Annotated in this window: 14 protein-coding genes and 1 tRNA gene; 7 read left to right on the top strand and 8 right to left on the bottom strand. The window is 43.5% G+C overall.

Annotated elements, in window-relative coordinates; genetic code table 11:
- Positions 1–10 precede the first annotated feature (10 nt).
- Positions 11–1,099 carry a DUF2027 domain-containing protein gene (locus tag B3B27_RS09040; RefSeq protein WP_286847308.1) on the bottom strand — a complete coding sequence of 363 codons (1,089 nt, stop codon included), beginning with the start codon at positions 1,097–1,099 and terminating at the stop codon, positions 11–13.
- Between the two features lie 154 nt (positions 1,100–1,253).
- On the opposite strand from B3B27_RS09040, the gene B3B27_RS09035 reads away from it, so the two are divergent.
- From B3B27_RS09035 to B3B27_RS09025, 3 genes are all read left to right on the top strand, one after another.
- Positions 1,254–2,495 (top strand): S-adenosylmethionine:tRNA ribosyltransferase-isomerase, encoded by a 1,242-nt coding sequence (locus B3B27_RS09035; RefSeq protein WP_238865730.1) that lies wholly within the window; start codon positions 1,254–1,256, stop codon positions 2,493–2,495.
- A 107-nt stretch (positions 2,496–2,602) separates the two neighbouring features.
- Entirely contained in the window at positions 2,603–7,060 is a 4,458-nt protein-coding gene (locus tag B3B27_RS09030; RefSeq protein WP_286847305.1) for a translocation/assembly module TamB domain-containing protein, read from the top strand.
- The gene (locus B3B27_RS09025; RefSeq protein WP_238865735.1) at positions 7,050–9,359 is read left to right on the top strand and encodes a BamA/TamA family outer membrane protein; all 2,310 of its coding nucleotides are present in this window, start codon (positions 7,050–7,052) and stop codon (positions 9,357–9,359) included. The genes B3B27_RS09030 and B3B27_RS09025 overlap by 11 nt, the downstream gene beginning before the upstream one ends.
- A 23-nt stretch (positions 9,360–9,382) precedes the next feature.
- On the opposite strand, the gene B3B27_RS09020 is transcribed toward B3B27_RS09025, so the two are convergent.
- From B3B27_RS09020 to B3B27_RS09010, 3 genes are all read right to left on the bottom strand, one after another.
- Entirely contained in the window at positions 9,383–11,152 is a 1,770-nt protein-coding gene (locus tag B3B27_RS09020; RefSeq protein ID WP_238865737.1) for a CotH kinase family protein, read from the bottom strand.
- A gap of 588 nt (positions 11,153–11,740) precedes the next feature.
- Positions 11,741–11,811: transfer RNA gene (locus B3B27_RS09015), tRNA-Gln, on the bottom strand.
- Positions 11,812–11,859: 48 nt separating this feature from the next.
- Positions 11,860–12,219 (bottom strand): diacylglycerol kinase family protein, encoded by a 360-nt coding sequence (locus B3B27_RS09010; RefSeq protein ID WP_238865746.1) that lies wholly within the window; start codon positions 12,217–12,219, stop codon positions 11,860–11,862.
- A gap of 153 nt (positions 12,220–12,372) precedes the next feature.
- Here B3B27_RS09010 and B3B27_RS09005 point away from each other — a divergent pair, with 153 nt between their 5' ends.
- The 3 genes from B3B27_RS09005 (at position 12,373) to B3B27_RS08995 (ending at position 17,744) form a co-directional block, all read left to right on the top strand.
- On the top strand, positions 12,373–13,806 hold the full coding sequence (locus tag B3B27_RS09005; protein ID WP_286832262.1) for a hypothetical protein: 1,434 nt from the start codon (positions 12,373–12,375) through the stop codon (positions 13,804–13,806).
- Between the two features lie 75 nt (positions 13,807–13,881).
- The gene (gene uvrB / locus B3B27_RS09000; RefSeq protein WP_238865750.1) at positions 13,882–15,957 is read left to right on the top strand and encodes an excinuclease ABC subunit UvrB; all 2,076 of its coding nucleotides are present in this window, start codon (positions 13,882–13,884) and stop codon (positions 15,955–15,957) included.
- 122 nt (positions 15,958–16,079) lie between these two features.
- Positions 16,080–17,744 (top strand): formate--tetrahydrofolate ligase, encoded by a 1,665-nt coding sequence (locus tag B3B27_RS08995; protein ID WP_238865752.1) that lies wholly within the window; start codon positions 16,080–16,082, stop codon positions 17,742–17,744.
- Positions 17,745–17,815: 71 nt separating this feature from the next.
- Here the strand turns inward: B3B27_RS08995 and hemW are convergent, their stop codons facing one another.
- The 4 genes from hemW to B3B27_RS08975 form a co-directional block, all read right to left on the bottom strand.
- Positions 17,816–18,940: a radical SAM family heme chaperone HemW gene (gene hemW / locus B3B27_RS08990; RefSeq protein WP_238865753.1), complete on the bottom strand. Its 1,125-nt coding sequence runs from the start codon at positions 18,938–18,940 to the stop codon at positions 17,816–17,818.
- 7 nt (positions 18,941–18,947) lie between these two features.
- Positions 18,948–19,379: a phosphohydrolase gene (locus B3B27_RS08985; protein WP_238865755.1), complete on the bottom strand. Its 432-nt coding sequence runs from the start codon at positions 19,377–19,379 to the stop codon at positions 18,948–18,950.
- Complete coding sequence (locus tag B3B27_RS08980) at positions 19,376–20,152, bottom strand: glycerophosphodiester phosphodiesterase (protein WP_238865757.1); 777 nt, start codon at positions 20,150–20,152, stop codon at positions 19,376–19,378. The genes B3B27_RS08985 and B3B27_RS08980 overlap by 4 nt, the downstream gene beginning before the upstream one ends.
- A gap of 175 nt (positions 20,153–20,327) precedes the next feature.
- Positions 20,328–21,776: a tryptophanase gene (locus B3B27_RS08975; RefSeq protein WP_238865759.1), complete on the bottom strand. Its 1,449-nt coding sequence runs from the start codon at positions 21,774–21,776 to the stop codon at positions 20,328–20,330.
- 353 nt (positions 21,777–22,129) lie between these two features.
- Here B3B27_RS08975 and B3B27_RS08970 point away from each other — a divergent pair, with 353 nt between their 5' ends.
- Positions 22,130–23,092 (top strand): ROK family protein, encoded by a 963-nt coding sequence (locus tag B3B27_RS08970; RefSeq protein ID WP_238865761.1) that lies wholly within the window; start codon positions 22,130–22,132, stop codon positions 23,090–23,092.
- Positions 23,093–23,347: the final 255 nt, after the last annotated feature.

Raw genomic sequence — 23,347 nt, 5'->3', positions numbered from 1 at the left:
CTCTGTTTTATTACTTAATGGTTATCATTGTTGCTCCATATCCGTATTCCTGAAATGAAGCATCCTGATGATAACATTTTGGATAATTCTTCTTCAGCTCCTTTATGATGGCATTTCTAAGAACGCCTTCGCCTTTCCCGTGGATAAATACAATTTTTCGGTTTTTATCGTTTATGTGTTCACTCATCACTTCGTTAAACTTCTTTAACTGATACTCCAATATATCGGCACTGTTCATTCCCGTTGTGGTATCAAGTAGCTCATCAATATGCAGGTCAATTTCAATTACGGGACTTTTTTTTCTTTTTTCGATGCGCTGTCTTTTGGGGCGTTTTTCTATCTGTCCCTTCTCTTTTACAATCCTCTCAAGGTCGCCGGCAGAGACAAGAATCTCCTTCACAGGCAGGTCGTCCTGCATAACATAATATATAAGCGCATCATCTTCGAAATAGTCGTTTTCGCGGAAACAGTGCAGCTTGTAAAACTTCACAGTGTCAATTCGAAGTTCCACCGAACATGGATTCTTGAACCTGAACTGTTTGTTGTGTTTGAACGCAATAAACTGCACGCATACCTTTTCTAAGTTGTTCAGTTCAAATTTGTCGAACTCTTCTATGAAAATTTTGGTATTCGGCTCCACCGAGCCGCTGTAACGGCTTTTCCAGGAGTTGTTCTCTCTGCTCATATAGTTGAAAAAGAGATAGTAGTTGCTGTCGTTCACGAAATAACACTCGTAAGGTGTAGTGTTAATATTTTTCATATCTGTAGGCAGAAAGGCCAGGCATACAGTAATGTTTTCTCCCTCAGGAGTCTCTTCAGGGATCTCTGCATTCTCTGTTTTAGCAACCGGTTTGAATGATACAGCCATATTATCCTGAGAAGGTTTTTTGTTCTGCAATACCGTTTGATCCTCAGGGGCTTGCCCTAACTTTTCGTTTCCTGCTGACTCCACAAGCACACATTCCGATATAAGTACAGGCACATCAAATCCATGCTCATCTTCCACAACCGCAAGTTGCTTGTTTAAAAAACCTTTTACTGTTCCTCCGCCTACTGTGTTGAGGAAACGTACATTGTCGCCTACTGATAATTTGTTCATTTTCTATGGTGTAATTAATCCGTACCTCAGGCAAATTTTCCATGGAAAAGCCTGTTTAGGGTGTGATAATTTTGTTACCTGTTGCAAAGTTGACTAATTTTGTGGAATAAATGCATTAATAATTACGAAAAATAGTTTTTACGATTGTAAAAAAATGAAAAAGGATAAAATCCAACAACTGCAGATATCCCGTTTCAACTATACTCTTCCTGATGAAAAAATTGCCAAATACCCTCTTGAGCATAGAGATGCATCAAAGCTTTTGCTTTACCGAGGTTCGAGGATAACATCGTTGCCATTTGCCGATTTACCAGGTCAGCTGCCTGACAACAGTCTGCTTCTGTTCAACAACACCCGGGTAATCCACGCCCGCCTTCTTTTCCGCAAGGAGACAGGTGCACATATTGAGGTTTTCTGTCTTTCACCTCTGTACCCGGCCGACTATGCACTGAGTTTTCAGCAGCGGCAGCACTGTTCCTGGAAATGTATGATCGGAAATGCCAGACGATGGAAGAGCGGGCCACTGACAATGGATATCCCTCTGAAAGGTGATGTAGTGAGGCTTACAGCTCAAAAAACCGGCAACCCTGCACAGGAAACGATCGTCGATTTTTCATGGAATAACGGTGAATATACATTCTCGGAGATACTTGAAGCGGCGGGGAAGCTGCCTATACCTCCCTATCTTAATCGTCCGTCTGAAGCGAAGGATGATGTGACCTACCAGACAGTCTATTCCCGGATAGAGGGCTCAGTAGCGGCACCAACGGCCGGTCTGCACTTCACTCCGGAAGTACTGGAACGCATAAGGGAAAGGGGCATTCAAACCGCAGAGGTAACCCTTCATGTGGGTGCAGGCACCTTTAAACCGGTTAAATCGGGTACTGTCGCCGCCCATGAGATGCATTCTGAATTTATTTCGGTGCCCGTTTCAACCATTGATAAGATTCTTAACAACAAAGGAAGCCTCATTGTGGTGGGAACTACCTCCATGCGTACTCTGGAGAGCCTCTACTATATAGGCAGGAAACTACATGATAATCCTGAATTGCCTATGCATGAGCTCAGTGTTAATCAGTGGGAGCCTTATGAAAATGATATAGATAATGCAAGCATAACCCCCGGAGATGCTCTTAGGAGTATTCGCCATTATCTGGAGCGTACACATAGTGACAGTCTGCTTGCTGCCACGCGTATAATTATTGTTCCCGGTTATGAATTTCATTACCCCGATGCTCTTATCACCAATTTTCACCAGCCTCAAAGCACATTACTTTTGCTAATCGCTGCTTTTGTTGGTGACGATTGGCGCAAAATATACGACTATGCATTAAACAACTATTTCAGGTTCCTTAGCTATGGAGACAGTTCACTTTTGTGGAAAAAGTCCAAATAACCTTATTTTTTGGTTAAAAATTCCACTTACTTCCACTCTTACCTCCTTTTTTTGTAATATTGCATCAACAAAGAGTCGTTGTAAATTACCTATTCGTTTATATTGATTTGGTTGCAAAATTTGCCCGCATACTCGCTATTGTCGTTATCAGTATTATATTTGTAAATATAATACTTTTCATCTCTTTCAGCATTCCTGCTGTACAAAAACATGCTGCCGATTTTGCGTTGGAGAAATTAGAGCCTGTCATCGGCACCGAAGCCCGATTGGAAGGTATTCGTATCCGGCTCTTCAATACCGTTGAGCTGAAAGGGCTTTATGTGGAAGATCAACAGCAGGATACGCTGCTCTATGCAGGAAAGCTAACAGTCCGTATCCATGCAATGGACCTCCTGAGGAACAAGCTCTCTGTCCGTAAAGTGGGATTGGAAAATTTTGTGGCAGATATTTACCGTGAAACACCCGACGATCCTTTCAACTTCCAGTTTATAATCGACACTTTTGCCAAAGAAAAGGATACAACAACAGTTAAAAAAGAAAAAAAATCCTGGCATATAATGGCTGAAGATGTAGAGTTGAAGGATGGACGGCTCAGTTACAACATCCTTTCGGTCCCTCAAACACCCGGGCAGTTCAATGCAAACCACATAGATGTGCGCGATTTGAATTTCAGTGGGAAAGCAGATTTCCTCAGCATTGAAGATATGCAGGCCGCTGTGAGGCTACTCAGTTTTACCGAAAATAATGCAGGGATTACCATAAGCGATCTTAAGGCCGATGCCCTGGCAAAGGGAGAAACTATAACATCAGGTAAGGTTATACTGGCACTCAATAATACACGTATAGAGGTCACAGGCGCACGTTTTAACAGAAAAACAAAAGAGTTTTCAGTCAAAGCGAAGAGCGAACAGACAGATTTTAAGGATGTGGCTATCTTCTCACAGCGCTTTGCACATTTGGATAAGCCTTTTTCTTTCGAAGTAGATGCTACGGGGCAGCTGCCAATGGCAAAAATTAACAGTTTCAGCTTTCATTATGGCTCTGGAACACAGATTAAACTGTCAGGATCTGTTGCCGATTTCAGCAATTTCAACAATAGCGACATCGACTTAGATATACGTTCACTGGAAATCACCCAGGATGATCTGGAAGCGTTTATCCGTATCGGGGCAATTCAGTATAAGTCCCCTGTACAACTGCTGGCGTTGGGCGATATTAAGCTGCAGATGAAAGCAAAGGGTAAACTGGGCTATTTCAGGTATGACGGTTCTGCTTTAACTCAACAAGGCGACGTTACTATGAGGGGAACAGGCCGCATGACCGACAGCTTCAGTAGACTCATATTTGAAGGGCCTGTCACCGCCGGCAATATACAGGTAGCGAACATCATTGGAGAAGGGCCCGGCGTGGGTAACACAACCATGCGTGCAGAAGCAAAGGTCTCTGTCATTCATAATTCAGGGGTCACTGTTGTTGCTGAAGGAGATGTTGAATCGGTAGTGTTCAGAGACTACCTTTACAACAATCTTCATTTTAACGGCACTTACAGTGGAAATAATGTCAAAGGAAGCATTTTTACAGATACAGAGCGCAATAAGATCGACCTCTCCGGCGATATTACTTTCGGTGATGGTTTAGGCTTTGTCGTGAATGGCAACATAGGCCGTCTCGACCTGAGGCCATTTATTGATGTGAAGGGTTGGAAAGATCCATTCATTAGCCTTACTATAGACAGCGACCTTTCTGGCAGCTCTATTGATGATATGACAGGAACCGCGGTAATTGACAACATCTCCCTTGCTGACAGTAGTTTTATTTACAATCCCGGTGCTGTCTATCTGCAGTCGCTTCCTGATGAGGGTGAGGGGAAAAGACTGAAGATCCTCTCCTCTTTTGTTGAAGCCGAGGTGACTGGCGATTACTATTTTTCCACTATTGGCAAGGAGCTGATGCAGGTGTTGCGTCATCATCTGCCCTCGGTAATTACTGAGAAAGAGAATAAACAAGATAATGTGCCTGGCACAGAAGCTGTCAGAAACAACTTTCAATTTAATATCTCGCTGAATAATACGGAGGATATCTCCTATGCATTCTCGCTACCTTTTTACAACGTGGACCCGGCTACTATTAGTGGCAAGGTTAATATGCGGGAAGATGAATCAGTAAAAATAAAAGCCTATATCCCGCGGCTGATGTTCGGTAATAAAGATGTGCGCGAGACTAAAATTGATATCAACAACAGGCGTTCGTCGGGAATGGGGCTGAACGTCAACTCCTACCTCGTCCAGAACAGCGGGTATGTCAACGCCAGGCTAAACAGCACCGCCTCTCTCGATTCGGTGGTAAACCTGCTCACGTACGATCTGAAGCAGGCTAACACTCGCTCTAACGGCGAATTACTGGTGACAATGGCGTTCCTCCGCGACCGTAACGATGAACTTGCTTCTAATATCCGCCTTCACCCTGTTACAGTAATGTTTAACGATAAGAAGATCGATTTGAACGATGCCACAATCTCTTACCACAAAGATCGCATCGCTATAAATAACTTCGGTATCCGTGAACAGAATATGCTTATGCTTGGTATTGACGGAGTAGCTTCAAGAAGTGAAGCCGATAATATAAGGATATATTTCAACAATACTGAGCTGGCGAATATTTTGGCCGGGTTTAACATATCCCGGTTCTCAGGCTCTATAAATGGTCAGATTTTTGTTCGTCAGGCTCTTGAAACCCCTATAATACGTACCGAAGGCCTTCGCATCGAAAACATCACAGTTCATAAGGATACCATTGGGACCATGCGGATAGAAGGGAACTGGGATAATCTTTACAACGGACTCGACCTGAACGCTTTTCTTGAGAATAAAAATGAAAAGAAGCTTCATATTACCGGCTATATACCCACAGGTGATCAGAGTCCGTTACCCATGGATGTGAATTTTAAGATTGATGAGTTCAACCTGAAATCCATTCAACCGTTGACAGCCAATATCTTCAGTGAACTCTCAGGGCATCTCAATTCCGATATTCATATCACCGGAAAATTGTCGGAACCGGTTACTGAAGGATGGGTGGGTATAGACCAGGGAGTTATGAAGGTGGCTTATACAAACGTAACATATCATGTATCGGACACAATAGAGATAAGCAGAGACAACGTTGGGCTCAGGAATCTGGTCATTCGCGACCAGAACAAACATACCGCAATATTGAACGTGAACCTGTCGCATACTAATTTCGGGCGAGTGGTATATAATGCCGGTATACGGTTCAACGACTTTACTCTGCTTAATAACCCAGGCCGTACTGATCAGATGGTTTATGGTACTCTTAAACTTTCGGGAGAACTGAATGTGGCCGGGTCTCCATCAGGAATATATGGAGATGGGAACTTAACGAGCTCCAGTAAGTCCGATGTCATGGTGGTACTTCCGCAAACGGCCAGTGCTACGGAGTATAGCGGCATTGTTTATGTCAACAGCAACGAAAAGATTGATTCATTGTCGTTTTTACGTAAAGACAACACTCCCTTAGATATTGTCAATACGACCACCTCGGCGGGAATTCCCATTTTAATGAGGGCGACACTGAATCTGAACCAGCTGTTAGAGATGGGTGTCGTTCTGGATCCTACCACCGGAAACGCGCTTGAAGCAAGCGGAGAGGGTGAGTTGAACATCAACTTTAACTCAAGATCCACTCCTCAGGTACGTCTCTACGGTGACTATGTAATACACGGCGGAAAATTCCATTACAATCTACAGAATCTACGAACCATCGACTTTAACATACGCGAAGGCAGTATGCTAACCATGGAGGGCGATCCGCTGAATACTCAATTCAATATAACCGCTTACCTTCCTGTAAGAGCTGACCTTGCGGCACTCAGCAACACTTTTGCATCAGAGCTGGCAAACACGCGAGTGCCGGTGAACGCGCTGCTGCTTATCAGGGGAGATCTTGAAGCCATGGATCTGCAATACGATATAGAGCTGCCCGAAAGCTCCAACGATATTCAGCTCCGAGTAAACAGCTTTATAAACAACGAGGAGACAAAGATTCTGCAGTTTGCTTATCTTGCTACCACCGGAAGTTTTATCCCGTCTGAAGGATCATCAGATATGAATTTCGGGTCGTCAATGTTCACCAAATTCGCTGCAAGCACACTCTCCAAAGGGCTTGACGCGCTGTTTGCCGGCGCATTAAGTGATAACTGGTCTATCAGTACAAACTTGGAATCGATAGATGGAACCTTCGATAATGTGAGAATGGGTGTTGACGTATCTACAAGTTTGCTTAACGACCGTTTACATATCTCCACCAACCTCAGCTATGGAGATAAAAGCATGCTGGCAAGTCAGCAAGCCTTTATGGGAGAGTTTGAGCTTAAGTACGATATTAATAACTGGTTTATGATAAAAGCGTTCAACAGGGCAAACGAGAGGTTCTATCGCCGAACGCCCACTACACAGGGAATAGGAGTTGTGGTAACCAGGGAGGCGAAATCGTTCAGAGACCTTTTTGATTTAAGGGTTGTCAGAAAAAAAGAGGATGATGAGTAATCTGAAAAGAAAATTTATATGCCTGCTTGCTTTGGTGGCACTTGCTTCATGCAGTGTGACCAAAAAAGTACCAGAGGGGAGTTATCTTCTCAACAAGGTAAGTGTGAAATCAGAAGTGAGAGGTATCGGAACCTCCGAACTGAAACCCTATCTCAGGCAGAAACCCAACTCATCGATGCCTATTCTCGGAAAAATAAAACTGCATATGTACAATATTCCCGAGAATGATTCCACATGGTTTGGAAGGCAGCTGCTCAAGTATGGCGAACCTCCGGTATTATACAACGAACAACTAACAGTTGTCTCTTCGGAACAGATACGCCTTCATCTCAGCAACAAGGGCTATCTGAACGCTGAAGTGGATACAAATGTCGTAAAGAGAGGCAAAAAAGCCGAGGTGAGGTATGACGTAACGCTTAATGAGCCTCACCGAATCCGCATTTTTAGAGATACTGTCAGTTCAGTTGATACGACTATACATAATCTGCTGTCTGAGAACCGGAGGCTGGACCTTATGAAAGAGGGGGACATTTTCGACCTTTCCGTATTGGAAGCTGGAAGGGAGAGAATGACAACTGTCCTCAGAAACAGGGGATATTACAATTTTTTGAAGGATAATTTCTATTTTATTGCCGACACCACCGTAGGTAGCAATCAGGTGGATGTTGTACTGGGCTTGAATAATCCATCTGACACAACCAGGCATCAGCAGTACACTATGAGGAATATTACAGTTATCAATGGTGTCGATCCGGCTCTTCTTGAGGATTCAGCCAGGCACAATCTTCTCGATACTGTGCAAATCAAGGGTGTAGAGATCATCTCCGGGCAAGATCCCTTTCTTCGTCCCCAGGCTATTTATTACAACATGTTTTTACGTCCCGGTCGGCTCTATTCCGACAGGTTGGTTGAGAGAACCTACGCCTCTCTAAACGGTATGGGCCCGGTGAGCCAGACCTCCATCAATATGTCTACTGCTGAGCGTAACGACTCAGCATATATTGATTCAAGGATTATCCTTTTTCCGGGAAATCTGCACTTCATGCAGTTTGGTGTTGATGGAACCAATTCTGCGGGTGACCTTGGAGTGGCCAGCAACATTACGTATGAACACCGCAACTTCCTTAAGGGAGGTGAGACATTCCGCGTAAGGCTGAATGCTGCCTACGAATTTATCAGAGCTACCGACAGCCTTAACCTTATCGACAAGAGCTACTATGAATATGGTGCTGAGGTGTTTCTTTCAATTCCTCAACTGCTGCTCCCCTGGCTTATGAATCAGTTAAGAGACAGGCCATCAGCATCTACGGAGTTTTCAGTGGGCACCAACTTTCAGAAGAGGCCCGAGTACCTGAGGCAGTTTTTTAATCTGTCATCTCGTTTTCAATGGTCTTCGATGGACTGGAAGCTTCTTAGTGTGTTGGAACCTGTCGGCATTACCTACGTAAGGATGCCTTGGTCGTCAGATAGGTTCAAGGATTTGTATCTGAGCGAAGAAGCCAATCCTATTTTGCGATACAGCTACGATGAGCAACTTATAATGCGCACAGCCTACAATATAACCTACACTAATTATAACCGCATCTCAAGAGGAGCAATGCCGGTCATTCCTGTCCGTGTTCGTTCAGGGGTAGAGCTTGCAGGGTGGTTACCTCGTTTAGTGACCAGTTTTGGAGGTGGCAGCAAGAACGAAGAGGGATTTGAGTCTTTTTTCAAATTACCCTATTCCGAGTACGTGAAGGGAGATTTTGATATATCTGCTTCATACGCATTCAACGATAACAGAACCATTGCTGCTCATTTGGCTTTGGGAATGGCTTATCCTTACGGTAATTCCACCATCCTGCCTTTTGAAAAACGATACTTCGGCGGAGGCGCCAACAGTGTACGCGGATGGAACACCCGTACCCTTGGCCCGGGTAGCTACAGCCGGGATTCTCTGGGTCACGATTTTGGACGCAAGGTTGGTGATATAAAGATCGACTTCAGCCTGGAGTACCGCCGTAAAATGAATAAGCTGATAGAGCTGGCCGGGTTTGTGGATGCCGGAAATATTTGGACCGTAAAAGATTATGTAGAACAGCCGGGCGGGCTGTTCAGGTGGAAAGATTTCTACAAGGAACTGGCTGTTGGATATGGCCTTGGAATCCGGTTCGACCTCAACTTCCTGCTTATCCGTGTTGATGGTGGCATGAAAGCACATAATCCTGCATTAAGCAAGGGTTCACGGTGGACCTTATTCAATCCCGATTTCCGGAGAGACTTTGCTTTCCACTTCGCCATCGGTTATCCGTTCTGACCTGGAAACAACCTCCTCTGCTATCACATTTTATTAATTTCTGAATCAAGAAATACAATTCGGTCATTTATCCACTCCTTCATATTTTTAATCAGGTCCTGATAACTTTTGTTCTTTGTGTTTGGCGTGTTAGTAGGGTTTTTAAAATTCTCAGCTTGCGATTTATCTAATTTGGCTGCCATCATATCAATATGATCAATAATTTTTACAAGCTCCGGCTTCATCTCTTTCCATCGTGCTTTATACTTTGTACGAAACTCCGGAACTTCCATAAACCTTGAAAAGAACCTGGCACCCGGCCTGGAATCGCTTTTCCCTTTATAGAACAGTAGGTTGTTTTTGATGAAATAGTCGTTGCTCTCGTTATATCCGAAGGCCCAGTCGAAATCCCAAAGAGGCCCCCATTTTATTTTAGTATTTTTTTCCTTGTAGCAATAAGTACTTTTTGGATGATCGAGTTCCTGATTGCGGACCAGTTCATTAATAAGCATAAAGTTTATTAATGAATTAACATCGGTGTGATTTTCAAATGAAATGTCGGGGAAACTTTCTCCAAACAATGCATCTTCGAGTCCCCTGAAAGCCTCTTTAATATACTCCATTTCAGACTCATTATTCAAAGATGGATCAGTAACCATTACCGGAAGTTTCAAGATTGAGGTTTTAAATTTATAATCCTCATCATAATAGCTGTCCATTTCAACAAGAAATCCACCATTTGTATCAATATCTACACGTCCTTCACCCACTTCCTTCTGTTCTGTCAATTGATAGTTGCCACGGTGCCTGCCGTTTATAAACAGCTCAACATGAATAGATGAGTGGTTAAATTCCAAACCGAACATGCGCCCGAGCTTGAATGCAACATCGTTCATTATCAGGGTTGGATCCTGGTAATTGGCCAGCAGCACCCATTTTTTTGCTTTAGGCAATCCAAAAAGTGAAGTTTCTTGCGGAAAATCTACACGGTAAGGTTTCTTAGGCATAACCCATGTACTGTTTCCCCGCCCACGAATTTTCATAGCGGTCAAATCAATGTCGAAACCTTTATCTGAGGGGTCAATAAGCTGAAAAACCGCAGGCAGCTTAACTGTTTTCTCAACCACTTCGGCACCGCCTTCAATATCCACCTTTATAATAGGAAGTCCTGTAAACATTGCTCCTTCGGCTATGAGAACGTAATCTGCAGAAAACCCGTTTGCTGTTTTAACTGTGTAGGTTATCTTATCTAAAAAGGAGTTAGGTGTAACACCACTTATCTGTTCTGTTTCCCCGATATATAGTTTGCCTTGGGTTTCGAACTGTGCTATAAGATTTTTCACATTGCCTATCCAGGCTGATGTTGAAATTGTAATTGTTTTTTCTTTGTTGTTGATAACTCCATTTATATCTGCCTTCAGATTGTTAATATCTGCCGGTATAATAAAGGAGCTTATATATTTGTCGCTTGCCGCCTGTGTTACAAGTATTGTTCTTGTTTCACCCTCTCTTGCTGTTATTGTGATTGATGTTTTTCTGTTATCACCTACAATTGTATTCTTTGTAACGCTAATGTAGATAATATTGTCATAACGTCTGGCAGAACACCATTTACGTCCATCCTCCTGAATATCTATTGTAATTGAGCTGGAGTTTGTCTCAATTGTCACCTCCTTATTTTGTGCGTCAGAGGAGTCGAAAAATATTTCATTTTCGCCAACGTTGAGTGTTATTTCCTGAATATCGTCGCTACATGCAAGTATGCCAAAAGCCAGAACTGAGATGAAGAGTTGAAGCAGATATTTATTTTTCATTTAAAATTGAATTTAATTTATTTAAATATAATAAATAATGAATTTTTCAGACTGATAGTCCGGTATAATTTTACCGGTTGAACTTTCTCATGTGTTATGTTAAAAGCTAAATACCCTTTAGTTCGATAAATAAGAATGATAAATTACCAAAATTAGATAAGCTGGCAGCTTTAATGCCTCAAAGATAGTCTATTTTTATATATTATGAATGATTAATGAAAATATCATAACAGAACAGTAAAGTTAACCGATGGCTGCCCCATCTTGATATGTGGTGACGATCACCTATTCCCGTCGCTGGTGAACATTAGAAGAGTCTGCTACTACGGTTAAAACATCTAAAAAATATAATAATGCATTGAATATAAATATGTATATTTACCTGAGCATAATGAAAGAGGCTTTCGTGAGAGGACTCTTGAATTGATTGGTAAACTAAATAACTATATGGGTTTATTTCTTCTGGAATTGGCCATGGAGAAGCCAACGTCGTATTTTTAGGTGAAAACCGGGGTAAAAAATTAGGTAGAGAGCTTAAAAAAAGAAAACGCAACCAGTTGAAATATAACTGATTGCGTAGCAGCGTTGTTGTCTTACCAGGACTCGAACCTGGACAAACAGGACCAGAATCTGTTGTGCTACCATTACACCATAAGACAGTTTCGGACTGCAAAATTACTAAAAAATGCGATAATAAAAAATATTGGTCAAAATATTTTTGGCAGAAAGATCACGAGTCCCGCAATCAGTGCTGCCAGTGCTGCAAACAGAACCCCAGCTGCGGCAATGTCTTTAACTTTTCTGATTGCCGGATGGGTCTCTTTTTTACTTGCGTAATCCGAAAGCGTCTCTAATGAAGAATTTATCGCTTCCATGACAAATACCAGTGCTGTAACAGTGATAACTGTCAGCCATTCAACTTTCGAGATGCGAAAAACAAATCCCAGGGTAATCGCTGCTATAGCCGCTATCAGATGTATCCGCATGTTTGGTGTCTGGCCGATAAGGGTACCTATGCCTCTGAATGCATGCCTGAATGACTGAATACGTTTCTTTATGAATGACATAATCTTTAAAGGGAATTAAAGCATTACGAATACATGTCTCAAAAGTACTAATTATGTTTCTTCATTCAAAAACATTTTTACGTTTGTCATGATAATAAGTGATGATTCCTTATCTTTGTAAAGATGTAGAATTCTTATAACTCGGATAAAACTATGTCTCAATCATGTCCGCTTTGCGGGAATAATAAACCGGAAGAAGCTCTTTTTTGTGATGATTGTGCAAAAAAGATCCGTATGGATTACGAGCTGGAGCTTCCCGAAAACATAACATCTGTTGTTCATGATCCCGAAAACAGTTTTAACGGGAACAGGACTGAAAACGCCGTGGAGTCAGTTGAGCCGTTAAAGTCCCCGGAGCCAGATAGGGCCCCGGAACCGGAGGAAACCGTGGGGTTGGAGGAGAATGTTGTAGAACCGTTAAAGGGCGTGGAACAGGTGGAGGAATCTGTGGAGCCCGGGGAGCAGGAGAAGTCGCCGGAAACGTTAAAGAGTGAAAACCCTAAAGAGGAGGTTGTGGAGCCGGAGGAGATTTCGAAGCCGGAAGAGGTTGTGGAGCCGGAGGAGACCGTAATGACCGGGGAATTAGAGAAAACCATTGATGCAAAAATAAAAGAAAATAGTGATAACAGGTCTCGTCAAAAAATGTCAGTCGCCCCCCGGGAAAACTATCAAGAGGAAATGCCGGGAGAATTAACGGATAAGAAAAAGGGCAAAAGTTCCGTAGCGACAATTCTACTGGCGGCGACACTCATCGTGGGATCATTTTTCATATACAATCAAACTGTAAAGAAAAGCTATATCGATGGAAAGAGCTGGGAGGCAGCACTTAATAAAAATACAGTGGAAGGTTACCTATTCTATATGGAATCTTATCCTCACGGAAAGCATTTCAACGAGGCACAAAACAACCTCTTAAGCCTTAAATCTGAGGAGGCAGCCGACTGGGAACAAATAAAGTTTACCGGCAATATTTCTGAATTGCACAACTTCCTTGATCAGCACCCGGGAAGTCCCTACACCCTGCTGGCAGAGATACGAATCGACTCGCTATCCTGGATGGGGGCCTTGAGGACGAACACTCCCGAATCTTACTCCGGCTATATAACCTTATCGCAAAACGGGGAAATCAGGGGGGAATACATAGCTGAAGCGCTAAAAAGAGATAAGATGCTTTCACCGCAGTACCCGCAAAATGAAGCCCTTTCTGATAGCATATTTGCCATTGTAAACGGATTTTACTCGTCGCTCTCGGCAGTAGATCACAACAAGATGTCTCTTTACCTGGCACCGGTTGTAAAAAGGTTTTTTAATTCCGGTACAGCCACCCGCGAAAAGATAACCGGGGAACTGCTTGTTGCCGGTGCACAGTCACAGGGCTCAACGCTGAAATTCACACCAAACACTGAAGCGGTGAATTATGAAAAGACCACAGAAGGATACTACAAAATAAATGTGCCGCTTATGAAGTCATATGTGAAAAACGAAAACATAGAGCTGGTACCGGGCTATATTGTACATATGGAGTTGAATCCCGGCTTTCAGATAATCAGCATTCATGAAACAAAACCATATCCCGGTGCACCCTGATCCATAAGTCAGAGAAACACCTTTCGGAGGACTTAGTTTAAACATAATCATCATATGTTTGTTTAAAAACTATCTATGCAATTCCAACTTACATCTCAATATAAACCCACCGGAGATCAGCCGGAAGCCATAAAAGCGCTGCTGGAGGGGCTGCGACAGAAGGTCCCATATCAGACACTGCTGGGTGTTACCGGTTCGGGTAAAACATTCACAGTAGCCAACGTAATTGCACAGATAAATAAACCAACGCTGGTGCTCAGTCACAACAAAACCCTGGCAGCCCAGTTGTACAGCGAGTTTAGGAGTTTTTTCCCGAATAACGCGGTGGAGTATTTCGTTTCCTATTATGATTATTACCAGCCGGAAGCATATATTCCGTCGACCGATACTTATATTGAAAAGGACCTATCAATTAACGATGAAATAGAGAAGCTCAGGCTGGCTGCCACATCATCACTCCTATCGGGAAGAAATGATGTAATAGTGGTGTCTTCAGTTTCATGCCTGTACGGCATAGGTAATCCCGAAGATTTTAATAAAATAACTATCGATGTCAGGGTAGGGCAGTCTATAGATAGAGACCAGCTGTTGCGACTGCTTGTGAACAGCCTATACTCTCGCAACGAAACAGCTGACTTTAATCGTGGAAACTTCCGGGTTAAAGGTGATACAGTTGATGTGTTTCTTGCATATCACGACTATATAGTGCGCATTATCTTCTGGGGCGACGAGATTGAGAGTATCGAGCAGGTTGACCCGCTCACCGGGGTAACCGAAGAGCGATTGGATTCGTACCGCATTTTTCCGGCAAATCTTTTTGTTACCACCCAGGAGCGTATCTTCAGAGCGGTTGATGAGATACAGATAGATCTTGGCAAGCAAGTTGAATTTTTCAGGTCGATAGGAAAGCCGCTGGAAGCCAAAAGGCTCTATGAAAGGGTTATCTTCGACTTGGAGATGATAAAAGAGATAGGATACTGCTCAGGAATTGAGAACTATTCACGGTATTTCGACGGACGGCTGCCGGGTACGCGCCCCTTCTGCCTGCTAGATTTTTTTCCTGATGATTATCTCACTGTTATCGATGAAAGCCATGTAACAATTCCGCAGATCCGCGCAATGTATGGGGGAGATCACTCCCGAAAGATGAACCTGGTGGAATATGGCTTCAGGTTGCCCGCAGCAATCGATAACAGGCCGCTCAAGTTCGAAGAGTTTGAAGCCCTCACCCCCGAAATTATCTTCGTTAGTGCAACACCGGCCGATTACGAACTCGAAAAATCCGAAGGTATCGTGGTGGACCAGCTTATACGTCCCACCGGACTGCTCGATCCGCCCATCGATGTGAGGCCGAGCCTTAATCAGATAGACGACCTGATGGAGGAGATACAGCAACGGGTAGAGAAGGATGAGCGGGTGCTTGTGACTACTCTTACCAAACGTATGGCTGAAGAGTTGACCAACTATCTTGCCGGTAATAATGTCCGTTGTAACTATATTCACTCAGACGTGGAAACACTGGAACGGGTGAAAATTATTGATGACCTTCGAAACGGATTGTTTGATGTACTTATCGGCGTTAACCTGTTGCGTGAGGGACTCGACCTGCCCGAAGTATCGCTTGTGGCTGTTATCGATGCCGACAAGGAGGGCTTTCTGCGTTCTCACCGTTCACTCACACAGACTTCAGGAAGGGCAGCACGAAATGTTAACGGTAAAGTGATCTTCTATGCCGATAAGATTACTGACAGCATGCAGATGACCATCAATGAGACCAACCGCCGCCGCGAAAAGCAGATGAAATACAACGAATTGCACAATATTACACCTCAACAGATAAAGAAGTCCCAGACATCGGCATTGAGTATAAAATACACATCGGCAGTTGAGACGAAAGCTTACGTAGAACCAGGCTATTATGCCATAGCTGCAGAGCCCGGTAGTGAATATGCTTCAGCCGATGAACTGAAGATAAAGATTGAACAGACCCGTAAAGCAATGATGGCCGCAGCAAAAAAACTGGAGTTTCTTGAGGCTGCTCAGCTGAGGGACCAGCTGATCATTCTGGAAGGACTTGTTAAAAGTGATGTTGTGAGAGATACAAAAAGCAACGGGAATAGCGATGTCAGGATCAAAGAGAAAAAAAGATAAAAAATATTTGACAGTGGTACAACCGGCTGAACTGTCATACAATCATACAATCATACAATCATACAATCATACAATCATACAATCATGATAAATAATACAAGTAACACTAAATTAATATTTTTATGAAAACTGATATTCAAATTGCAAGAGAAACACCACTGAAAAGAATTAAAGATGTAGCCGAAAATATCGGGATACCTCGCGATGAGGTAATCAACTTTGGGAGACATATGGCAAAAGTGCCCGTAAGCCTTATCAATCAACAGAAGATAGATGAAAGCAACCTTATTCTTGTGACAGCCATCACCCCCACAAAAGCGGGTGTCGGAAAAACAACAGTATCCATAGGACTTGCACTGGGATTGAACAAGATTGGAAAAAAGGCGATCGTTGCATTGCGGGAACCATCGCTGGGGCCGGTTTTTGGAATGAAGGGCGGTGCTGCCGGAGGCGGTTTTGCACAGGTACTGCCAATGGAGAACATCAACCTTCACTTCACAGGAGATTTTCATGCCGTTACCACAGCACATAATACCATCTCGGCACTGTTGGATAACTATATATACCGGGTACTCGACAGTGGTAATGAGATCAGGGATGCACTTTGGAAGCGTGTACTGGATGTGAACGACCGCAGCCTTAGATATATTGTTACCGGATTGGGGCCGGGTAATGGTGTACCAATGGAATCGGGGTTTGATATAACAGCTGCTTCTGAACTGATGGCTATCCTTTGTCTTGCTGAAGATGAGGACGACCTGCGACGGCGTATAGAAAATATACTGTTGGGATATAAAAGGAGTGGAGAGCCTTTTACAGTGAAAGATCTGGGAGTGGCCGGAGCCATCACCGTGCTGATGAAAGACGCCATAAACCCCAACCTGGTGCAGACCACTGAAAATACAGCCGCTTTCGTTCACGGAGGGCCATTTGCCAATATAGCTCATGGTTGCAATTCGGTTCTGGCAACAAAAATGGCAATGTCGTATGGCGACTACGTTATTACAGAGGCAGGTTTTGGAGCAGACCTGGGAGCAGAGAAATTTTTTAATATTAAATGCCGTAAGAGTGGGCTGCGTCCCAAGCTGACTGTTATTGTGGTAACGGCGCAGGGACTGAAGATGCATGGCGGCACACCTGAGAAAATGATTAAAGAACCCGATATGGCGGGACTGAAAAAGGGACTTGAGAATCTGGAAAAACATCTCTGCAACCTTGACAGTTTCGGACAGTCGGTCGTAGTGGCATTTAACAAATATGCTTTCGACACTCCCAGTGAAATTGATACTGTGCAGAAATTCTGTGAAGAGAGAGGTGTGCCGTTTGCAGTTAATGAGGCGTTTACCAATGGTGGCGCCGGAGCCGTTGATCTGGCGAACACTGTGGTCGATGCTATCGAGAACAGGCCATCGAAAGAACTAAGGTTTACCTATGATGAAGATGATGATATTGAGACCAAACTTACAAAAGTGGCTACACTGATTTATGGAGCACGTGATGTTGTCCTTGGTGAGAAGGCTCTTAAAAAACTGAAACTTATACAAGGAACACCACTTGAAAAAATGCCTGTATGTGTGGCCAAGACTCAATACTCTTTCTCTGCAGACCCGCGATGGTATGGCGTGGCGAAGGATTTCAGGTTCAAAATTAATGATCTGGTAATAAATCAGGGTTCGGAGTTTATTGTAGCCATTGCAGGAGAGATGATGCGCATGCCCGGCCTTCCTGCAGACCCGCAGGCAAAACGTATTGACATAATCAACGGAGAGGTCGAGGGGTTGAGTTAAACCCACATCAGGCCACTTATTCCATTTTATTTCCTGTTCAACTCTTCAATATCACAGTATGTGAAGCTTAGCTAAACCCTCATCAGGTCACTCATGATGCCGTCAGAGATGAAAATGCCTTCGCGAGTAAGCTTCAGGGTGTGATTTTCTGCTGTAAGCAGTTTCATGTCGATAAACTTTTGTGCATTTCCTATACAGTAGTGATGGAGCTCATTGCCGAAATTGCACTTGAGAACTTCCAGATCTATGCCCCACATAGTCCTTAATCCTGTGATAATAAACTCGTTGTACTTTTCAATCAAGCTCAGGTGCTCTGTATCCCTCTCCGGAGATCCGGCAGATACACCTTTGATATAGCGATCAAGAGAGGCTATGTTCCGTGTACGGTTATCGCCATCGTATGAGTGTGCCGAAGGCCCTAGCCCCAGGTACTTCACACCCTTCCAGTAAGAGGAGTTATGCTGTGAAAAATAACCCTCCTTGCCGAAGGCTGATATCTCATAATGAATAAAGCCTTGCGATATAAGCATGTCAATAAGCAATGCAAACATTGCTGTACTTGCATCTTCGTCCACCGGTTTTATTTTTCCCGCTTTAAGCAGGGAATAGATACGGGTTCTCTCTTCGTAAATAAGGTGGTAAGCCGATATATGCTCAATATTTAGGCCTATAGCCTGTTTCAGATTATTTTCCCAGATCTTCATGGTTTGTCCCGGCAATCCATACATCAGATCAATACTTATATTGGCGAATCCCTGCTGCTGGCATCTTTTCACCGATTCCGCGGCCTGTTCGGCTGAATGCCTGCGGCTCAGGAATTTCAGCTCGTCGTTGTTGAAACTCTGTATGCCTATACTTATCCGGTTAACAGGAAGTTGAGCTAGCATGCTTATATATTCGTCCGTAAGGTCGTCGGGATTTGCTTCAACGGTTATCTCAGCTGCCGGATTAACTTCAAAACAACCGAACAGTATTTCGAAAATCTGTTCAAAATGCTTCCTATCCAGTCGAGATGGCGTTCCACCGCCAAAATAAATTGTTTGCACCGGTTCGGTAACCTCAGCCTTTCTAATCTCTGCCTCCCTGCACAACGCTTCAAGAAACGCATTCTTCTGCGATTCGTTGGTCCCGGAATAAAAATCGCAGTATATACACCGCGTTTTACAAAAAGGAATATGAAGATATATACCGGCCACTTCTTTGCTATTCTGTGAGCTGCTTATATGCTTTCAGGTATTTCTGCAGGCGTGCCAGTTCGTGATAGGGGACCTCGTTCCAGCGGCGGATATCCATGTTGTCTGTCAGATCGTTCAGCTTAACGCGCCTGGCTATGGGGTTGTTCATTACACGATGAATATAATCATCGTACTCTTCGTTATCTCTGCATGTCATGGCATCAATGCCATCAACAATCTCATCAGAAAAACCTTCCTCCCTCAGTTTCTCCAGCGTCCATGAGGTGTCTTCCACCACATCGTGAAGCACACCCACGATCTTCTCCTGAAGCGTATGCCCTGCATTCATTACACGAAAAGGGTGTCCAATATACGGCTGTCCGTTATGCGTATCCAGCTGGCCTTCATGAGCTGATATCGCAATCTCGACAGCTTGGTTAAGCTGTTCTTTCAGGTTCATTGCTTTTGTAAAATTTCACGCACCAGCAACGGTTCATCCGTCGTTATAAAATCAACTTTCAGATCTATGACCTTCTGTATGTCTTCCGGTTTGTTCACGGTCCACACGTTCACTTTTTGACCCATGTCATGAGCTGCCTTCACCCACTGGGGACGTTTATACAGTATATTATAGTGATAATCTAATCCGTTTAAACCCATCGTGTGGAGCACATCGGGAGAGATATCGCCGTTGAGGTAATAAACATGAGCCTGAGGTTCAAGCCTCCTTACCTGTTGAACAAAATTTATTCCGAACGAGATATATTCAACTCTGTCCTGTAATCCACGTTTACGTACCATCTCAATCACTTTCTGTGCCAAAAGGTCTTCCCTCTCTTTTAATCTGTGCGTTTTAAACTCAATTATTAATTTTGTATGCTTGCATTCTGCGAATGCATCGAGGTACTCTTCAACCGTTGGCAGTATCTCGCCGTTGGAGAGCTTCACCTGCCTCAATGTGGCCAAAGGCGTATCCTGTATAATCATTTTTTCATTGTTCAGGGTAACTGTGGCATCGTGATTCACTACCGGTACACCATCAGAAGAGATCCAGAAATCCACTTCTGATCCGTAAACACGAATTGAATCGGCCTTCATCAGTGCAGTAATGGAGTTTTGCGCGGACCCGTCTGTTTTCCAGTATCCTCGGTGCGCGATGATCTGTTGAGCCTGTACTGCTGTCAAAGCAGTAAACGACAGCAGCAGTGTCAAAATAAGTGAATTTAGTTTCATTTTACATTTGTTTGCCGTGAATAATTTTCTAAAAGTACAATTATTCTTTCAAATTTAACAGCTATTACATTAAAATAAAAGTGAATAATGGTTAACGGATGAGGCCGTTCGAAAACGGCCTCATTATGCTGATCTTATATTAAAAAGTTCAGTTAATTGTCACATATATGATCAATTACAAGCTCTCGCCGAAGTCCTCTTTAAACTTGGCGATTAGCTTCTGTGGCCAGTCGTTAACCGGTTCAAGGCCTCCCATGAAGAAACGAAGCACAGGCGGTTCATACACGAACCGGAGGCCGCCAATCAGGCTTCTGTTTTCATATAGCCACTTCATGCGATCCTCAACATATTTAATCTGAGAAAGGGTAAATACGCGACGGGGAACAGCCAGTCGCAACAGCTCCATGTCGGCATATGTCTCGTTACCATATTCGTCCCGCTGGTTTGAGATTGTGCCGCGCTCCATACCTCGAATTCCCGAAATAAGAAACAGTGCTGCAGCAAGTGCACCGGCGGGGTACTCTTTTTGCGGTATATGCTCGCACACCTTCATCGCATCCACGTGGGCTCCCAATACTCCGGCGGGTTTCACCACGGGAACCCCGTGTGCATCGAGCGCATTCACCAAGTAGGCGATAAAGTCGGGACTTTGACTAATCATCGTTTCGTCGAGTGTCTCGTATAATCCTACAGCCATCGCCTCTATTTCACGTACCGATATACCTCCGTAGGTAAGAAATCCCTCGAATAGGGGTACAAGTGCTTCCAGTTCACGGTATATATCGGAGTTATTTGTACAGATTCCTCCTCCACGGGAAGAACTCAGCTTACGGGCCGAGAAATATACAATATCTGCCAGGCCGGTCATAATCTGTATCACTTCACCCATAGAACTATCTTTAAACTCTTCTTCACGTTGGATTACCAGGTAAGCATTCTCGCCAAGCAGGCTTGCATCGAGAACAAGCCTGATGTCGTATTTGTCTGCAATAGCCCTTACATCCCTCAGGTTCTGTACCGAAAAGGGTTGTCCCCCAATAAGGTTGGTGGATGCTTCCATTCTGATAAACGGGATATTCTTGGCACCGTGCACCTTGATCACATCTTCCAGTTTTTCAATATTCATATTCCCTTTAAAAGGGTGAGAAGAGTTGATCACATAGGCTTCGTCATACAATAACTCTGCAATCTTTCCTCCATACTGGGTGATGTGTGCCATGGCGGTGGTAAAATGGTAGTTCATAGGTACCAGACTGCCTTTTCTCACGTAGGCGTTGGATAGAATATTTTCGGCGGCACGTCCCTGATGTACCGGCAGATAATATTTTTTACCCAATACCTCCTCCACTGCTTTTTGCAGCCGGAAAAAACTCTGAGAACCTGCATAAGCATCATCGGCCTGCATCATTGCCCCCATCTGGTTGTCACTCATGGCGTTGGTGCCGCTGTCTGTAAGCATGTCAAGGAATACATCTTTTGTGCTTAGCCTGAAAGTGTTGAATCCCCCTTCCTTTAAGGCTTCCAGTCTCCTTTCAATAGGCACCAGATGTAACTTTTGAACCACTCGCACCTTGTGTAGTTCCAAAGGGATGTTCTCCCCAAAATAAAATTTAATCTCGTTCATGACTCAGTTTGTCTGTATTGTCTTATTGTTAATATTGTTTCGTAGTATTCTGAAAATTGATGTTAATATTGGGCAATATCCGATAAATGTAAATTTTAAATTGCAAATATAAAACAAATAAACCGAAATGGATAACAATCATATTTATAAATATGCAACTTTTTTGTTAAGTGATGAATAGGTGGCAATTTCAGTTACACTATTCATTTGCAATTGTAACATAAGGGAAAGCTTAATGAATTATTAAAAAGAAATAAATACTCAGTAATGAAAACCTTTAACGAAAAATTCCTATATTTGCGGGTATAATATTTTGCAATCACCATTGACTAACTTTTAATAAATAACAAATCATGGATAAACCCTATGTAATAGGTATAGACGTAGGTGGTACCAACACCGTTGTCGGCATTGTAGATAAAAGGGGACAGATCTTAATGAACGGGAGTATTAAAACTGCCAAACATTCTGAGGTCGAGAACTATCTTGACGAGCTTACTGTTCTTATTAACGACATTATTAATGAGACAGCCACCAAAGACCAGATTAAGGGAATTGGGGCAGGTACTCCTAACGGCAACTATTTTACCGGGAGTATAGAGTTTGCACCCAATCTCCCATGGAAAGGAGTAATTCCTTTTGCTCAAATGCTGGAAGACAGGATAGGCATACCGGTAGCTCTTACAAATGATGCCAATGCCGCAGCTATAGGCGAAATGACCTATGGAGCTGCCCGGGGAATGAAAGATTTTATTGTGATAACTCTCGGAACCGGTGTCGGGAGCGGTATAGTGGTTAACGGACAGCTGGTTTACGGGCACGACGGTTTTGCAGGAGAGCTTGGACATGTTATCGTTCGCCGTAACAACGGCCGTCTTTGCGGTTGTGGCCGATCAGGGTGTCTCGAAGCTTACACTTCTGCCACAGGAATGGCGCGTACAGCACGTGAATATCTTGAGATGAGGCCCGATGTGCCAACCCGTCTCCGTAATATTCCACCCGAAGACATCACATCAAAAGATGTGTTTGACGCAGCAATTGCAGGTGACAATATGGCTAAAGAAATATTTAATTTCACTGGAGAGATGCTGGGCGAGGCTTTTGCCGATTTTGTGGCATTCTCCAGCCCGGAAGCGATAATTCTGTTTGGTGGACTTTCCAAAGCAGGCGACCTTATCATGAACCCTATACGTGAAAGTATGGAGAAAAACCTTCTTGCCATCTTCAGGAATAAGGTTAAATTAATGTTTTCCGATCTCAAAGAAAGCGATGCAGCCGTTCTAGGTGCCAGCGCTTTGGGTTGGGAAGTGAGATAAGGTTTTCCGTTTTTAGGAAGAAAGAGCTTACATACGGGAGTGTCGCGTGATGTGACACTCCCGTATAATTTTTAAAAGGAATGTTGCTGATCTAATTCAACTTCGGGGAAATTGTTATGCACACCCGAATCAATATTAACAGTGCTGTTGCTGTCTGTTTGCGTTGTTAATTTTTCAGCAGCAACTAATAGTGTGCTATTTAACATTTTGGCAGGTTAAAATTCTAATCAGTTTAACCAGGGAGTCCGGTGCGGA

The organism is Proteiniphilum sp. UBA5463, from assembly GCF_002427225.1.
GTDB lineage: Bacteria > Bacteroidota > Bacteroidia > Bacteroidales > Dysgonomonadaceae > Proteiniphilum > Proteiniphilum propionicum.
This window is presented reverse-complemented; position numbering and strand designations above follow the sequence as displayed.

Coding starts and splice junctions, on each gene's coding strand:
- B3B27_RS09040 (WP_286847308.1), bottom strand. CDS start 1,099: ATGAACAAATTATCAGTAGGCGACAATGTACGTTTCCTCAACACAGTA.
- B3B27_RS09035 (WP_238865730.1), top strand. CDS start 1,254: ATGAAAAAGGATAAAATCCAACAACTGCAGATATCCCGTTTCAACTAT.
- B3B27_RS09025 (WP_238865735.1), top strand. CDS start 7,050: ATGATGAGTAATCTGAAAAGAAAATTTATATGCCTGCTTGCTTTGGTG.
- B3B27_RS09020 (WP_238865737.1), bottom strand. CDS start 11,152: ATGAAAAATAAATATCTGCTTCAACTCTTCATCTCAGTTCTGGCTTTT.
- B3B27_RS09010 (WP_238865746.1), bottom strand. CDS start 12,219: ATGTCATTCATAAAGAAACGTATTCAGTCATTCAGGCATGCATTCAGA.
- B3B27_RS09005 (WP_286832262.1), top strand. CDS start 12,373: ATGTCTCAATCATGTCCGCTTTGCGGGAATAATAAACCGGAAGAAGCT.
- uvrB (WP_238865750.1), top strand. CDS start 13,882: ATGCAATTCCAACTTACATCTCAATATAAACCCACCGGAGATCAGCCG.
- B3B27_RS08995 (WP_238865752.1), top strand. CDS start 16,080: ATGAAAACTGATATTCAAATTGCAAGAGAAACACCACTGAAAAGAATT.
- B3B27_RS08985 (WP_238865755.1), bottom strand. CDS start 19,379: ATGAACCTGAAAGAACAGCTTAACCAAGCTGTCGAGATTGCGATATCA.
- B3B27_RS08980 (WP_238865757.1), bottom strand. CDS start 20,152: ATGAAACTAAATTCACTTATTTTGACACTGCTGCTGTCGTTTACTGCT.
- B3B27_RS08975 (WP_238865759.1), bottom strand. CDS start 21,776: ATGAACGAGATTAAATTTTATTTTGGGGAGAACATCCCTTTGGAACTA.
- B3B27_RS08970 (WP_238865761.1), top strand. CDS start 22,130: ATGGATAAACCCTATGTAATAGGTATAGACGTAGGTGGTACCAACACC.